Below are 14,832 nucleotides of genomic sequence, written 5' to 3' on the forward strand. Positions count from 1 at the left end.
TGCGTGGCCGTGGTGAGCTTGGCCTTGAACGCCTCGTTCTCCAGCGGCTGGATCACGACCTTGACGTTGGTGTGCGCGGTCTCGTACTCCTTGGCGATCGCCGCCCAGACCGGCAGCATCGGCTCGGTGTTCTGAATGTGCCACCAGTTGATGGTCTGCGGACCGTCAGGGGTGCTGGGTTCATCGCTGCCGCAGGCGCTCAGCAGGTACGCGCCGGCGCCGGCGCCGGCGATGCCGAGCAGCGTTCTGCGGGAGAGGTGCGCTGTCATGTGCCATCCCTTCGAGGACTTACCAGGTGCTCGGATGCCGACCAGGTCGGCGGGAGGTGCGGAAACGCGGCTCCGAAACTTTCAGTACGCAGCCGGTATTTTCAAGTGATGGCGGGCACGTTACGACGTGGGCACGCACGGGGTCAAGGGGCTGTCGTTTCTCGACCTCAACCGTTACGGTGGGCGGGATTTCTGAGAGTTCAGTCCGAGAATTTTCGGAACTTCGCCGGAAGCCGGCGCAGTGCATCCCCGAACACAAGGAGCCGAACATGTCGACCGAGACCGCAGACGTGGCCACCGCCGCCCGGTCGATCCGCAACCCCGTCCTGCCCGGGTTCCACCCCGACCCCTCGATCCTGCGCGTCGGCGACGACTACTACCTCGCCACCTCCACCTTCGAGTGGTACCCCGGCGTCCGCGTCCACCACTCCCGCGACCTCGTCCACTGGCGCCCCATCGGCGGCATCGTCACCGAACGCCGCCTGCTCGACCTACGCGGCTGCGGCGACTCCAACGGCATCTGGGCACCCGACCTCACCTGGCACGACGGGCTCTTCCACCTCGTCTACAGCGACGTCGCCAGCTTCGCCAGCGGCTACTGGGACCCCCAGAACTACCTGATCACCGCCCCCGACATCACCGGCCCCTGGTCGGATCCGGTGGTGCTGCACTCGCACGGGTTCGACGCGTCCCTGTTCCACGACGAGGACGGGACCAGCTGGCTGCTGGCGATGAGCGCGGACTGGCGGCCGGGCCGCGACCGGTTCGGCGGCATCGAGATCCAGCGCTACGACCGGGCCAAGCGGCAGCTCGTCGGCAACGCGCAGATCATCTTCACCGGCACCGCGGCCGGCCTGACCGAGGGCCCGCACCTGTACCGCCACGACGGCTGGTACTGGCTGGTCACCGCCGAGGGCGGCACCAGCTGGGAACACCAGGTCACCGTCGCCCGGTCACGCAACCTGCACGGTCCGTACGAGGTCGACCCGGTCGGGCCGCTGCTCACCTCGGTCGGACGGCCCGACCTGACGCTGCAGAAGGCCGGACACGGCAGCCTGGTGCGGACCCAGCACGGCGACTGGTACCTCGCGCACCTGGCCGCCCGCCCGTACACACCACTGGGCAACTGCGTGCTCGGCCGCGAGACCGCCATCCAGAAAGTCGACTGGACCCCCGGCGGCTGGCCGAGCATCCCCGGCGGCATCCCCGCCGACGAGATCACCGCCCCCGGCCTGCCGACGCACGCCTGGCCGGTGGAGCCTGCCACCGACCACTTCGACGCCCCGCAGCTGTCGACCGCGTGGTCGACGCTGCGCCGCCCGGCCGGACCGGAGTGGCTCGACCTGCGCGCACGCCCCTCGCACCTGCGCATCCGCGGCGGGCAGTCGCCGGTCGGCAAGCAGACCCCGAGCCTGGTCGCCCGCCGCGTCGGCGCGACCCACTGCTCCCTGGAGACCGTCGTCGAGTTCGACCCCGCCGACCACCGCCACCTTGCCGGGATCACCGCCTACTACAACACGCTGAACTGGCACTACCTCTACGTCACCCGGGCCGACGACGGCCGGGCGGTGCTGGAGCTGCTCAGCTCCGACAGCGGCCGGCGCACGGTCTACCCGGAACTGACCGTGGACGCCAGCGCCGCGGGCCGGGTCGGCTTGCGCGCGGAGTTCGACGGCCCCGCGGTGCTGTTCTCCTACGACCTCGGCGACGGTTGGCGGCCGCTGCCTGTCGAGCTGGACGCGACGATCCTGTCCGACGAGCACGCCGCCCTGATCATCGACGGTGAGCCCGCCGCGTGGGGCTTCACCGGCGCGTTCCTCGGCCTGTGGGTGCAGGACCTCGGCAACGACGGCGTGCACGCCGACTTCGACCACGCGACCTATCTCGAACACTGACCCGTCCCGCCGATCGGGGCCCGGCCGCGTGCCGGGCCCCGATCGCGCTCTGCCGGACGAGACAACGACCTGCGCACATATCTCTGACCGAAACTTTCGGCGCTGAGCTGCGCCTATTCGACGCCACACCAAGGGGTTTCCGGAAGTTCCGACGGTTGACGACCTTCGAAGCCCATCGTAATGTTTCGGCTTAGTAACGGAACTTGAGCCGCAACTACCGCGCCGGGCGCGGGAGGGCTTTCTCCGCCCGCGGCCGCTTTCGCCGCTCACGCGTCATCCGCACCATCGCAAACTCCCGTGCCACTTCGTCGACCCCGTCGACCGCTCACCACGGAAGGAACGCCATGAGAATCAAACGGTGGATCGCCACCGGCGCCGTCGCCATCGCGACCGTCGGCGCGCTCAACACGCTGCCGGCCTCGGCCGGTCATCCGTACAACCCGGCCGACCAGAGCCTGCGCAACCTCGGTCTGCGCCACGACCTGTACATGGGCACCGCGGTCTCCATGGCCGCGCTGAACGACACGGCCGACCCCCGCTACCGCGAACTCGTCGCGTCGGAGTTCTCCACGGTGACCGCGGAGAACGAGATGAAGTGGGAGAGCCTGGAGCCCACCCGCGGCACCTACAACTGGGGTCCGGCCGACGAGCTGATCGCCTTCGCCAAGCAGAACAACCAGCGGGTGCGCGGGCATGTGCTGGTGTGGCAGAACCAGCTGCCCGGCTGGCTCACCACCGGCGTGAACGACGGCTCCATCACCACCGAGCAGCTGCGCGAGATCCTGCGCAACCACATCACCACCGTGGTGAAGCACTTCAAGGGCAAGATCTGGCAGTGGGACGTCGTCAACGAGGCCGTCAGCGACCCGTGGGACACCCCGTCCACCCTGCACTACAAGGGCTTCTGGGCGCAGCACCTGGGTCCGGACTACATCGCCGACGCGTTCCGCTGGGCGCGGGCCGCCGACCCGAAGGCGCTGCTGTTCTACAACGACTACAACATCGAGGCCTTCGGCTCCGGTGACCCGGCCAACGACAAGACCCAGTTCGTGTACGACATGGCCAAGAACCTGCTGGCCCAGCGGGTGCCGATCGACGGTGTGGGCAGCCAGGGTCACCTGGGCACGCAGTACGGCAACTACGACACCCTGCAGGTCGCGGCGGCACTCAAGAAGTTCGCCGGCCTCGGGCTGGCCACCGCGTTCACCGAGGTCGACGTGCGCAGCCAGCTGACCGAGGCGGTGCAGAACGGGGACTCCAACGAGATCAACCCGCGGCTGCAGGCGTCGGCGGCGAACTACAGCGTGCTGCTGCAGGCCTGCCTGGCCGACCGGCACTGCCTGTCGTTCACCGTCTGGGGTTTCACCGACAAGCACTCCTGGGTGCCGGGCTGGTTCGGCAACGAGGGCATGGCCAACATCTACGACGAGAACTACCAGCCCAAGCGGGCGTACAACCTGATGAAGGGCGACCTGATCTACACGGGTCCGCCGTACGTGCTGCCGCGCATCCCGCAGAAGCCGCGCAAGTAAGGACGTCGCACCCGTGGGCCCGGCAGCCTGGTTTCCAGACGCCGGGCCCACGGTGTCGGCAGACGAGTGGTGCCGGGCGGCGCGATGCAGGCGGGCGGCCCTACACCGCCCGCCGCCGTCGTGTCCTCGCACCGCCCGGCGACACCGGGCCCCTCGGAACGGCCCGGTCCGCGGCCACGCCGCCGACCCGCCGCCCGGTCGCGCCAGGAGACGCCCCGGCGCAACCCCGTGCGGTCGCCACCGCCGGTCACAGCGCCTCCTCCAACGCGCCGGGACAGCGGCGAACGGCCGACAACCTGGCCACAGCCTCCGCAGTATTTTGGGCGACACCGACCGCCGTCAATGACTTTCGGAAAGTATCGGAACCGGCACGCCGCCCGAGTCGCGATCGTTTTCCGGAAGTCGTTGACGCTGCGAAGACAGTCCGCGGACAATGAGATCCGCTACGGAAGAAACGTTTCTACGTGACTACAGAACAGTTTCCAGTGCTCATCGACACCGCGAGCGGCGACGGTGACGTCGTCAGCCTCACCTTCGACGACGGCCCCAACCCCGCCGACACCCCGCGCCTGCTCGACGTGCTTCGCGGCCACCAGGTCACCGCCGTGTTCTGCCTGCAGGGCGACCAGGTCGAGCGGCACCCCGAGGTGGTGCGCAGGATCGCCGCCGCCGGGCACACGCTGTGCAACCACAGCATGCACCACGACGACATGAGCGCCTGGACGCCCGAGCGGATCGCCGCGGACCTGCGTGAGACCAATGTCGCCATCCGCCGGGCCGTGCCGCACGCCCGCATCCCGTACTTCCGCGCCCCGTACGGAGCGTGGGGCCAGACCCCGGCGGTCGCGGCCTCGCTGGGCATGCGGCCGCTCGGCTGGCGGCTGGCCGTCGCCGACTGGGAGACCCCCGGCGCCGGCGAGCTGGTCCGCCGCCTGGAGCGGGGCATCACGCCCGGCGCGGTGGTGCTCCTGCACGACGGCGGTGGCGACCGCAGTCAGACCGTTGCCGCCGTCGAGCAGGTCATCCCGACCCTGAAAGCCCGGCACTACCGGTTCACGCTGCCCGAGACCGGCCGCTGACCCGCATCGCATCGATCAATGTCACCATCGTGAAACCTCGATGTCGTACTCTCGACGCGGGGAGGTCGCCATGCCTGATCCGCGCCGATCGCCGTCGCGGCTGGTGCCGTCGCCGCGGGGCGGCGTGCTGTCGGTCGAGGTCTCCGGCGCGCCGGACGGGCGTCCCGTGTTCCTCATGCACGGCACGCCCGGCAGCCGCAGCGGACCGCGGCCGCGCAGCATCGTGCTCTACCGGATGGGCGTGCGCCTGGTCTCCTACGACCGCCCCGGGTACGGCGGCTCGACCCGGGTCCCGGGCCGCCAGGTCGCCGACGCCGCGGCCGACGTGGCGGCCATCGCCGACACGCTGGAGCTGGACCGCTTCGGGGTCATCGGCCGCTCCGGAGGCGGCCCGCACGCGCTGGCCTGCGCGGCGCTGCTGGCCGACCGGGTGACCCGGGCCGCGGCGCTGGTGGGCATCGCGCCGCCGGACGCGCCCGGGCTGGCCTGGTTCGACGGCATGGCGCAGTCCAACACCAACGACTACGACATGGCCGACCGTGACGTGGCGCTGTTCACCGAACGGCTGCTGGCCCGCGCCGACCGCGCCCGCCGCGACCCGGAGAGCCTGATGGCGGCCCTGCGCGGCGAGCTGACCCACTCGGATCTGCGGGTCATCGACGACACCGCGATCCGGCGCCTGATCACCGACAACTACGCCGAGGCGACGCGGTTCGGCGGGCACGGCTGGGTCGACGACGCGCTGGCGTTCCGCCGCGAGTGGGGGTTCCAGCTGTCCGATGTGACGGGCGAGGTGCTGCTGTGGCACGGCGCCGACGACGCGTTCTCGCCGGTCGGGCACACCGAGTGGCTGGCCAGGCGCATCGCGCACGCGTACGTGCAGGTCCAGGCGGACACGGCGCACTTCGGCTCGGTCGAGATCCTGCCGCAGGCGCTGGCCTGGGTAACAGCCGGGCCCTGAACCCCTCAGCCGGGGAACGGGTCGTGGTGCAGGGTCGCCGTCTGATCGCGCAGGTGCCCGAGCTGGCGGTGCAGTTCGGCGTGCGAGGCCGGGTCCGCGGTGCGGTCCAACGCCCGGGTCCACAGCTCGTCGAGCCGGCGGCTCAGGGTCCGGCTCTCACCGGTGTCGCCGTGCAGCTGCAGGTAACGCAGCCGGTGCAGGAGGAGCTGCCGGACGGCGGCGTCACCGCACTCGGCCGCGCCCGAGGCGTCCAGGTGCGGCCACAGCGCGCCGTACGCGGCCCAGGAGCGGGGGTCGTCGACGTCGGCGCGGGGGCGGGTGGCGGCGAGCACCAGGTGGGCACGGTGCCGGTTGGCGGACAGGTCGGCGTCGGACATCCGGGACCGGACCACCCGTTGCAGGACCGGGTGCATCAGCACGCGCGCGCCGCCGGCGTCCTGGCCGCGTACGTCGAGGCGGACCAGGGCGAGCCGGTTGACCGTCTGCAGGAGCTTGCCGCGTTTCCAGCGGTCGGTGAGGGCCGGGTCGACCTCGCCGAGGGTGGCGGCGAGCGCGTCGCTGTACACGATGTGCAGTGGTATCTCCGGGGCGAGCAGCGCGCAGATCTCGATCAGCCGGTATGCCGCGGGGGTCTCCTCGCCCAGCCTGCGCAGTGACGCGTCCCAGGTGAGCTGCAGATTGGGACCGAGGCGGCCTGGTTCGACGAGTAGGTCGGCCGGGGGGCGGCCGGTGTCGGCCAGCCAGATGCCGGCCGCGGCGACGGCGATCGGCAGGTCGGCGACGGAGGCGGCCAGTTGCACCGCTTCGGAGTCGCGGATGGTGGGCAGCCGGTGGCGCAGGTGGGCGATGCTCTCGACCCGGTCGAACAGGCCGACTTCGAGCAGGTCGGCGTGTTCGGCCCAGCCGGGGTTGCGGGAGGTGACCACGACGTGCCCGGACCCTCGGGGCAGCAGGCCGACGGCCGCGTCGATGTCGTCGGCGCCGTCGATGACGATGAGCCAGTGCCGGTACATGCGACCGCGTTCGAGGGCGGCCAGCGCGGCTCGGGCGGTGGCGGCGGGAGTGGGGCGCGCGGCCACGGCCAGGTGCGGCGCGAGCGCGGCGAGCTGGGCGGTGACGTCGGCGGTGGCGTCGATCCACCACACGAGGTCGTAGGCGCCCGCGTAGCGGTGGGCGTACTCGACGGCGAGCTGGGTCTTGCCGATCCCGCCCATGCCCTGCACGGCCACACGCGCGCCGGCGGGCAGCAGGGTCGCGTCGTCGTGGTCGCGCAGCCGGGCGCGCAGCAGGCGCAGGTCGTCGTCGCGGCCGGTGAAGCCCGGGTCGCGGGGCGGCATGTGGAACATCATGGGCGGCAGGCCGGGGAAGCGCACCGGTGGATGTGCCGGGTCCAGGGCGGTCGCGGCGTGGCCGAGCAGGGTGAGCAGGCCGGTGCTGGCGGCGAGGACGTCGTCGCCGGACAGGCGCACGCTGTGCGCGGCGTCGAAGGCGGGCACGGCGGCGACGTCGGCGACGTACACGGCCAGCGGCGGGTTGGCGGCGGGGGCGCGCTCGTCGCGGGTGAGCCGGGCGAGCGCGGCGGCGTTGGCGGTCGAGACGATCGTCAGCCGGCGCCCGTGGCCGCGGCCCGGCGTGTTGCGGGGTGTCGGATCTGCGACGGTGAGCCCGGCGGCGTGGCAGAGCGAGATGACCCATTCGGCCCAGACCGCGTCGGTGGCGTCGTAGTGCAGGATCACCTCGGTGACGGCGGGGTCGGGAGTGCGGACGAACCGCGCCGCGGTGCGCCGCCGCAGGCCCTCGTCCATGATCGGTGCGCCGGTGACCGCGCCGCGGGTGATGTGGGCGACGAGCTCGGAGTATGCGGCGAGCAGCGTGCCGGGCATGCCGGGCGGGTCGGTGACGGCGGCGAGGATCTCCTCGAACGCGTACGCCGGCTGGTAGGGCACCTCGACGGCGGCCCAGTAGCGGCGGCGCTGGGCCTCGGTCATGTTCGCGGGCAGCCCGGCCATGCGGCGCATGGCGACGGTCCGCCCGGCCTGGGCCTGGGCGGGCTGGGTGGTGTCGACGTGCATCGCGACGGGCAGGATGCGGATGGACCGGTTGCGGTAGCGGGTGGATATCTCCTTGGCCAGCACGGCCGCTCCGTTGATCGCCTGTTCGGCGAAGGTGAAGCAGTTGACCAGGGTGTCGGGCAGGTGCGCGGTGCAGATGTCGGCGAGCTCGGTCAGGCCGGTGCGGCTGTCCACCAGGACGTAGTCGTAGTGGCGGCGCATGTCCTCGCGCAGCGCGTCGAAGAACCGGCCGCCGTGGCGGCGTTCGTAGAAGTCGTCCCAGTCGAGGTCGCCGAGCTGGGTGGCGTAGTCGCGGTTCTGCCGGCCCGCGGACAGGAAGTGCACGCTGCCGCCGCCGGGAAAGGACCAGCGCAGCGGCGTCGCATAGCGTTCCACCTGGGCGTAGTGGGCGTACCAGGACGGCTCGCGGGGCTCGTCGGCGGTGGTGGCGTGGTCGAACTCGCGGATCAGGTCGATGACCCCGCCGAGCGCGGACAGCCTGCTCACGTCGAGGAACGGATGGAAGAAGCGATGCAGGCCCGGGGACTCCAGGTCCCAGTCGGCGGCGAGCACACGTTTGCCGGCGGCACCCAGGATCCAGGCCACATTGGCCACCGCCATGGTGCGCCCGGTGCCGCCCTTGAAGGAGTAGAACGTGACGATCTCACCCTGTCGCGCCTCGGCGCCGTTCTGCACGGACGGCCCTCCTTGCATGTTATATGTATCGATTAAAGCACCCCGCGACGCCCTTTCGGCTCCTCGTCGCGACCCGCTCGACAGTCGGCAATTCACCGGTTCCGATGTTTTGCGGGGCGGGTCAGGTCGGATAGGATCCGCAGAGGGTGTCGGTTCACAGCTGAAATGAGTGCCAATGGCCGAAACGGTGGGAACCCGAGGCACGCTCGAAAACCTCGTGGAGATGCTCGTACGCGTACCCGAACTCGCCGATCCGGCCGTCCGTGACCAGCTCATCGAACAGATGCGCCTGGTGCTGCGGCGGACGTTGCGGGTCAAGCGTTTCGACGACGTGCGCCATGAGATGTCCAGCCTGGTCAACACTTCCGCGGCGTGCTCCGGCGGACTGCGCGTGCTCGCCTCGATCGTGGCCGAGCAGCATGTCGGCGACACCTCGGCCATCCGCGCGGCGGTCGCCGAGCTGAGCCCCGGCCTGCTGTCCGGACCGGACCGTGACCACCTGCGCAGCCTGCTGTCGAACCTCGCCGCGAGCCAGGTCGCCGAGGCCGTCGACGGGCTCGGTGGCGCCGAGCAGCTGTACTCGATGCGCACCTGGCGCGACACCGCCGGCGCCATCCGGATCATGGAGGGTCTGCCGATCCCGGACGACGGCGTGCCGCAGGTGCTGGCCTTCGCCAGCCGCCTGTCGGAGCTGCTCACCGGTCCGATCGCGGACGGCCTGCGGACCTGGGTGGACACCGTCGCCGGCGGTCTCGGCGTGGACCTCGCGGCGCTGGTGCTGCTGCGCGGCGGGGCGGGTCCGCTGCCCGCCACCGCGGCCCCGGCGTTCACTCCCCCGTCCCCGCGCACACCCAGTTCGCGCCGTTCCGAGACGCGCGTGGTCGGCGGCGGGGTGCCGATCCGCAACCGTAACTTCACCGGCCGCAGCGAGCTGCTGGACCAGCTGTCGGAGGTGCTCAGCAGCGGGGCGCAGGCGGCCGTGCTGCCGCCGACGATCCACGGGCTCGGCGGGGTCGGCAAGACCCAGCTCGTCGTGGAATACCTCTACCGCCACCTCGACGACTACGAGGTGGTGTGGTGGATCCCCGCCGAGCGCACCGCCACCGTGCTCGGCGCGCTGACCCAGCTCGCCGAGACGCTGCGGCTGACCGTCACCGAGGACCGGCAGCAGACCGCGCGCACCGTGCTCGACGCGCTGGCCGGCCTGCGCGTGCCGTGGCTGCTCGTCTACGACAACGCCGACGACCCCGACGCGCTCAAGCCGCTGCTGCCCGCGACCGGAGGCCACGTCATCGTGACGACCCGGAACCCGGAGTGGGGCTCGGTCGGCCGGCCCATCGAGGTCAACGTGTTCCCCCGCGAGGAGAGCATCCAGATGCTCGAGGGCCGCGGGTTGCACATGCGGCCCGGCGAGGCGAACGAGCTGGCCGAGAAGCTCGGCGACCTCCCCCTGGCGCTGGAGCAGGCCGCGCTGTGGTGCCGGTCGACCGCGATGCCGGTCAGCGAGTACATCGAGCTGCTGGACAGCCACAGCCGCACGGACCTGCTGTCGGAGTCCAAGCCGTACGGCTACCCGGTCACCGTGACCGCGTTCGTCACCCTGGCCAGCGAGACGTTGCGCGCCACCGCCCCGGCCAGCGCACAGCTGTTCGAGCTGCTGTCGTTCCTGTCGGGTGAGCCGGTGTCGCTGAACCTGCTCAGCCGGGGCCGCTCCGCCGACGTGACCGAGCCGCTGCGCAGCACCCTCAACGACCCGGTGAAGCTCAGCCGCGTCGTGCGCGACCTCAACAACCGAGGTCTGGCCAAGGTGGACCCGGTGCAGCGCATCCAGGTGCACCGCCTGGTCCAGGACATCCTGCGCGACATCCTGCCACCCGACCTGGCGAAGGTGACGCTGCGCAACACCCAGCGGCTGCTCGCCGAGGCCAACCCGGGCGACCCCGACGAGCTGGGCGGCCTGGACGTGCAGGCGGAGCTGGGTCCGCACCTCGACCGCGCGCAGATGATCTACTCCGACGACGAGGGCGCGGTCAAGACCGTCCTGGACCACACGCGCTACCTCTACATCATCGGCGACTACGAAAACAGCCTGCGGCTCGCCACCGAGGCGGCCGGCCACTGGGCCAAGCCCGCCGAGAACCCGGAGCGCGGGCCGAACGGCCTGGCGACACTGCGCGCCCGCAGCATGATGGCCAACGCGCTGCGCGTGCTCGGCAGGGCCAGCGAGGCCGCGACGCTGGTCCGCGACACCTATGACCGCATGTGCGCCAGCCCACGGCTCGGTGAGCTGCACGAGTTCACCCTCATCCACGCCAACCAGGTCGGCGCCCACCTGCGCATCGACGGCCGTTACAACGACGCGCTGGAATTCGACAAGGCGTCCCTGGACCGGCACCGACGGGTGTTCAACGCGACCGAGGCCTACACCTTGCGGGCGCAGGCCAACCTCGCCGTCGACCTGCGGATGATCGGCGACTTCGCCAAGGCGTTCGAGCAGGACCGCGACATCGCCAACCACTGGGAAGACGTCGGCGGCTCCGACCCCCGGGCACTGGCGGCGTACATCAACCAGGCCCGCAACTACTACGGCATGGGCGCCTACCGGGCCGGTCTGGACTGGATCCAGCAGTGGCGCGAGCCGCTGGCCGAGGCGCTGGGCGCGGGCAGCAGCCAGGTGCTGCTGGCCGAGCGCACCTACGCGATCCTGCTGCGCAAGCTGGGCTACCTCGACGACGCCCGGTGGATTCTGCGGGAGCACTTCGAGCGGACCCTGTCCCGGCTCGGCGACACCCACGAGTTCACCAACGCCGCCGCGGTCAGCTACGCCAACGTGCTGCGGCAGGTCGGTGGCACGTACGAGGCGGCGCAGCTGCTGGACGAGGCGATGCCGCGCTACGACCGCTACTTCGGCGTGGACCACCCGTTGACCCTGGCCGCGAAAGTCAACCAGGCCATTCTGGCGCGCACCATGGGCGACCTGGATCAGGCGCGTGCCCTCAGCGAGACCTGTTATGCCGGCTTCGGCGAGGTGCTCGGCGAAAAGCATCCGTACACGCTGTGCGCGGGCGCGTCGCTGGCCAGCGATCTCGCCCTGGCCGGTGAGCACGCCGCGGCGTGCGAGCTGTCCGAGAAGACGTACGAGCTGAGCCAGGGGTCCGGCGGCGGCCACGAGGCCCGCGGCGGCGGCGAGCACCCGTACCTGCTGATGCGCGGCATCAACTACGCGCATGACCTGCGCGCCGTGGGTCGCACAGCGGAGGCCGACAAGCTGCGCCGGACCTCGCTGCAGGCGCTGCGCGAGGTGCTCGGCGCGAGCCACCCGGAGGTGGAGGCGATCGAGCGGGACGAGCGCGCCGAGGGCGACATCGAGCCGCCCCCGACCTGAGCCCGCAAACCTGTGGCCCGCTGCCGGAACATCGGCTGCGGGCCACCGGCGTTTCGGCTCAGCCCGCGACGAGCTGCTTGTTGCGCTCGAGCCACTGGCGGTGCGAGTCGCTCAGCGCTTCCTCGGCGGCCGCGACCACAGCCGCGTCCAGCGGCTCGGCCAGCAGCTCGTCGGTGCGCTCGCGCAGCCCGGCGACCAGCCGCGCCCCGGCGTCGGTGAGCGCGCCGGAGGCCTCCACCGCGCCGAGCCCGCGTTCGACCTGCAGGCGCGCCTCGGCGAAGCGTGCGCTGGCCAGGTCGGCCAGGCCGTCCTCGTCGCGCAGCGCCCGCCAGGAGTCAGCGACCCCGACGAACGCGTAGACCCCCTGCAGCAGCCCGGCCAACGGCCGCGGGTCGGTGCGCCACGGCGCGTAGAAGCGGCGGGTGTCGGCCGGGTCGCTCATCGGGGTGAGGTCGAGCATGCCGCTGAGCTTCGAGTGCTGGAACTCGTGCACCATCGTGACGACCAGGTCCGCCGCCGACGAGGGGCGGGTAAGCCCGAAAGCGCCGAACGCGTACTTGATCGTGGCACTGCGCGCCGAGTGCGGGTCGGTCTGCGCCAGCGGCACCAGCACCTGCAGCCCGGCGGCGAGTTCGGCGGCGCGGCCCGGCATCCGGCGCTGCAGCATCCCCCAGGCCTGCGCGAACACGGTCTGCCAGTGCGCGACCTCGGCGTCGTCGAGCCGGTTGGCGGGCGGCGCGTGGTGGCCGTGGCGGTACGGGTCGACATCGTCGAGCGCGACGCCGGACGCGCCGGGGGCCGTGAGCCGGTGCACGGGCTGCCACCCGGGCGCCATCTCGCCGGTTCCACCCTGCGCGGGCACCGGCGACCCGGACCCGCCGGGCAGCGACCCGTCGGATGATCTCCCAGCGGACGGCGACTCGGCGGGCAGCGGCACGACCTGGCCGCCGACCGCCACGGACAGCCGGCCGCCGGCGGCGACCAGCCGTGCTTCCACCGCGTCGCCGACCGTCAGTGCTCCGACGCCGGGCACGGAGAGCACGCCGTCCCGGACCGGCACCGGCAGGTCGGCGGGCACACCCGCGGCTGCGGCGGCAACCACGGCGATGCCGCACAGCTGCCCGAAGTCGGAGGCGGCCGCGACACCGCGTTCGGTCGCCCGCACGGTGATACCGGTCCACGAGCCGACCAGCGGCGCACCGAGCACCTGGGCGAACCGGTCCGGCGCGGCGCGACGGGCCCGTTCGAGGGTGTCGGCCACGGCGTCGCGTTCGGCCTCGCTGCCGGGCCAGTTGCGCAGCAGGTGCCCGATGAGCAGCAGGTGGCGGCTGAGCTGCGCGGTCCGCAGCGCGTCGATGGCCGCCGGGCCGCCGTCACCGCGGGCGAGCGCGGCGAACTGGTCGGGATCGAACTCGTGGAAGGCAGTCATCATTTCTCCGGTTGAGCGGCACGGTTCAGGTCCGCCGCGACGCGCGCGGACACGTGGTCGATGAGGCGGCGCATGTCGTCGCAGTACACCGACGGGTTGAGGAAGCCGGCGCCGGGTCGGTACCGGTGGGCATAGTGGCCGCCGCCGCAGACGGGGCGCACCGGGCAGGCGTGGCAGGTGCTCGACAGCGCCTGCGCCCCGAGCTGGCGGGCGGCGACACCGGCGTCGTCGAAGACCCGGTCGAGTTCGTCGCGGCGCACGTCGAGACCGGTGGCCGCGGCCCCGGGATAGGCGGACTTGAGGGCGTCGACCTGCTCCAGCGCGCCGTCGGACTCCACCACCAGCATGCCCGCGGGGCTCAGCCCGACCTGCTCGGATCCGCTCGCTCCACCCAGCAGCAGGGCCAGGATGTCGTCGAACAGCCGGATCCGGACCGGTGAGTCCCGGCCGTACCAGCGGTCGAACACGGTGATCAGCCAGTCGGCGTACGGCGTCGTGCCGGGCCGGGCGGCGGGCGGCGGCTCGCCCCAGTTGGCGTGCGGCAGCAGGAAGTCGATCATCGGCGGGTCGAACGCGGACAGTGCCTCGAACGTGGCCACCGGGTCGGTGTCGGGTGCGACGGTGGTCAGGATCCCGGCGTACGCCGACCGGTTCGCGGGCTCGCGCAGCAGGTCCAGGGCGCGGGCGACGGCGGTGAAGCTGCCCCGTCCGGAGTGGGTGCGCCGATGCCGGTCGTGATCGGGCTGCGCGCCGTCGACGCTGACCCCCACGCTGATCCCCAGCTCCACCAGCCGGGTGACGGTGGTCCTGGTCAGCAGCACGCCGTTGGTCTGCATACCCACCCGCACCTGCGTGGTCTGCGGCATGCGGGCGTGCAGGAAACCGACGAGGCGTTCGATGCGGTCGAGCCGGAACAGCAACGGCTCACCGCCGTGCAGGATCACCTGCACCCGGCGCAGCCCGTGTGCGGTGACGTGCCGGGCGAAATTGTCGACCGCGGCCTGCCAGATCTCGTCGGCCATCACCGCCGGGCGATCACGCCAGGTCTGGTCGGTCGACTCGTAGACGTAACAGTAGTCGCAGGCGAGGTTGCAGCGCTGGTGAACCTTGAGGATGAGGTCGCGGATCGGTGTTGGCCGCCAGCCGGCGGCGCGCAGCCGCTCCGGATCGAGCTCGGCGTACGGCCACGGTGCTGCCGCTCGCTGTGCCTGCCGCAGCGACGTCATCGCGTCGCCGGCCGACAGCACGGTCACGAGGTGAACGACTGGAAGGCTGAGATGATGCCGTCCGGGTCGTCGAGCGCGCGGATCACTCGGCGGGCCGCCCTGGCGAGGGCGTCGTCGCCGGCTTGGATCGCATCGAGCAGGGGACGATCGGACAGATCAACCAGTGGCGACCATGCTGCGGCCGGAGGCTCCATCGTGATTTCAGCCTTCACCATTTGCTCCCCATCGGGTATGCCATACGGCGACCCTCGCCGGATGACGTGTTCGGCGCCGGACTATGTGCCCGGACGACTCAACATAGGGCTCAGT

The 14,832-nt window shown here is 71.7% G+C and carries 9 protein-coding genes and 1 pseudogene; 5 read left to right on the forward strand and 5 right to left on the reverse strand.

What is annotated here, in order from left to right; translation table 11 throughout:
• Positions 1 to 269, reverse strand: a pseudogene (locus tag AB0B35_RS22650) (ABC transporter substrate-binding protein); the annotation flags it as partial.
• 269 nt (positions 270 to 538) lie between these two features.
• Here AB0B35_RS22650 and AB0B35_RS22655 point away from each other — a divergent pair.
• From AB0B35_RS22655 to AB0B35_RS22670, 4 genes are all read left to right on the forward strand, one after another.
• On the forward strand, positions 539 to 2,164 hold the full coding sequence (locus AB0B35_RS22655; RefSeq protein WP_361048617.1) for a glycoside hydrolase family 43 protein: 1,626 nt from the start codon (positions 539 to 541) through the stop codon (positions 2,162 to 2,164).
• Positions 2,165 to 2,508: 344 nt separating this feature from the next.
• A complete protein-coding gene (locus AB0B35_RS22660) occupies positions 2,509 to 3,696 on the forward strand; it encodes an endo-1,4-beta-xylanase (RefSeq protein ID WP_361048619.1) in 1,188 nt (395 codons plus the stop codon).
• Positions 3,697 to 4,160: 464 nt separating this feature from the next.
• Positions 4,161 to 4,775 carry a polysaccharide deacetylase family protein gene (locus AB0B35_RS22665; protein ID WP_361048621.1) on the forward strand — a complete coding sequence of 205 codons (615 nt, stop codon included), beginning with the start codon at positions 4,161 to 4,163 and terminating at the stop codon, positions 4,773 to 4,775.
• Positions 4,776 to 4,845: 70 nt separating this feature from the next.
• Entirely contained in the window at positions 4,846 to 5,736 is an 891-nt protein-coding gene (locus AB0B35_RS22670; RefSeq protein WP_360525225.1) for an alpha/beta fold hydrolase, read from the forward strand.
• Positions 5,737 to 5,741: 5 nt separating this feature from the next.
• Here AB0B35_RS22670 and fxsT (AB0B35_RS22675) read toward each other — a convergent pair whose 3' ends face one another.
• Complete coding sequence (fxsT, locus tag AB0B35_RS22675) at positions 5,742 to 8,483, reverse strand: FxSxx-COOH system tetratricopeptide repeat protein (RefSeq protein WP_361048623.1); 2,742 nt, start codon at positions 8,481 to 8,483, stop codon at positions 5,742 to 5,744.
• Between the two features lie 175 nt (positions 8,484 to 8,658).
• Here fxsT (AB0B35_RS22675) and fxsT (AB0B35_RS22680) point away from each other — a divergent pair, with 175 nt between their 5' ends.
• Entirely contained in the window at positions 8,659 to 11,868 is a 3,210-nt protein-coding gene (gene fxsT, locus AB0B35_RS22680; RefSeq protein WP_361048625.1) for an FxSxx-COOH system tetratricopeptide repeat protein, read from the forward strand.
• A 58-nt stretch (positions 11,869 to 11,926) separates the two neighbouring features.
• Here the strand turns inward: fxsT (AB0B35_RS22680) and AB0B35_RS22685 are convergent, their stop codons facing one another.
• The 3 genes from AB0B35_RS22685 to AB0B35_RS22695 are packed head-to-tail and all read right to left on the reverse strand — an operon-like array spanning position 11,927 to position 14,735.
• On the reverse strand, positions 11,927 to 13,297 hold the full coding sequence (locus tag AB0B35_RS22685; protein ID WP_361048627.1) for an HEXXH motif domain-containing protein: 1,371 nt from the start codon (positions 13,295 to 13,297) through the stop codon (positions 11,927 to 11,929).
• Positions 13,297 to 14,550 carry an FxsB family cyclophane-forming radical SAM/SPASM peptide maturase gene (locus AB0B35_RS22690; protein ID WP_361048629.1) on the reverse strand — a complete coding sequence of 418 codons (1,254 nt, stop codon included), beginning with the start codon at positions 14,548 to 14,550 and terminating at the stop codon, positions 13,297 to 13,299. Before AB0B35_RS22690 ends, AB0B35_RS22685 begins: the two co-directional genes overlap by 1 nt.
• Complete coding sequence (locus tag AB0B35_RS22695; RefSeq protein WP_361048631.1) at positions 14,547 to 14,735, reverse strand: hypothetical protein; 189 nt, start codon at positions 14,733 to 14,735, stop codon at positions 14,547 to 14,549. The genes AB0B35_RS22690 and AB0B35_RS22695 overlap by 4 nt, the downstream gene beginning before the upstream one ends.
• Between the last annotated feature and the right edge of the window lie 97 nt (positions 14,736 to 14,832).

Source organism: Catellatospora sp. NPDC049133, assembly GCF_040648455.1.
Classification (GTDB): Bacteria; Actinomycetota; Actinomycetes; order Mycobacteriales; family Micromonosporaceae; genus Catellatospora; species Catellatospora aurea.

Bases quoted from the DNA above. Each gene is read 5' to 3' on its own strand.
- AB0B35_RS22655 (WP_361048617.1), top strand. From the start codon at position 539: ATGTCGACCGAGACCGCAGACGTGGCCACCGCCGCCCGGTCGATCCGC.
- AB0B35_RS22660 (WP_361048619.1), top strand. From the start codon at position 2,509: ATGAGAATCAAACGGTGGATCGCCACCGGCGCCGTCGCCATCGCGACC.
- AB0B35_RS22670 (WP_360525225.1), top strand. From the start codon at position 4,846: ATGCCTGATCCGCGCCGATCGCCGTCGCGGCTGGTGCCGTCGCCGCGG.
- fxsT (WP_361048625.1), top strand. From the start codon at position 8,659: ATGGCCGAAACGGTGGGAACCCGAGGCACGCTCGAAAACCTCGTGGAG.
- AB0B35_RS22685 (WP_361048627.1), bottom strand. From the start codon at position 13,297: ATGACTGCCTTCCACGAGTTCGATCCCGACCAGTTCGCCGCGCTCGCC.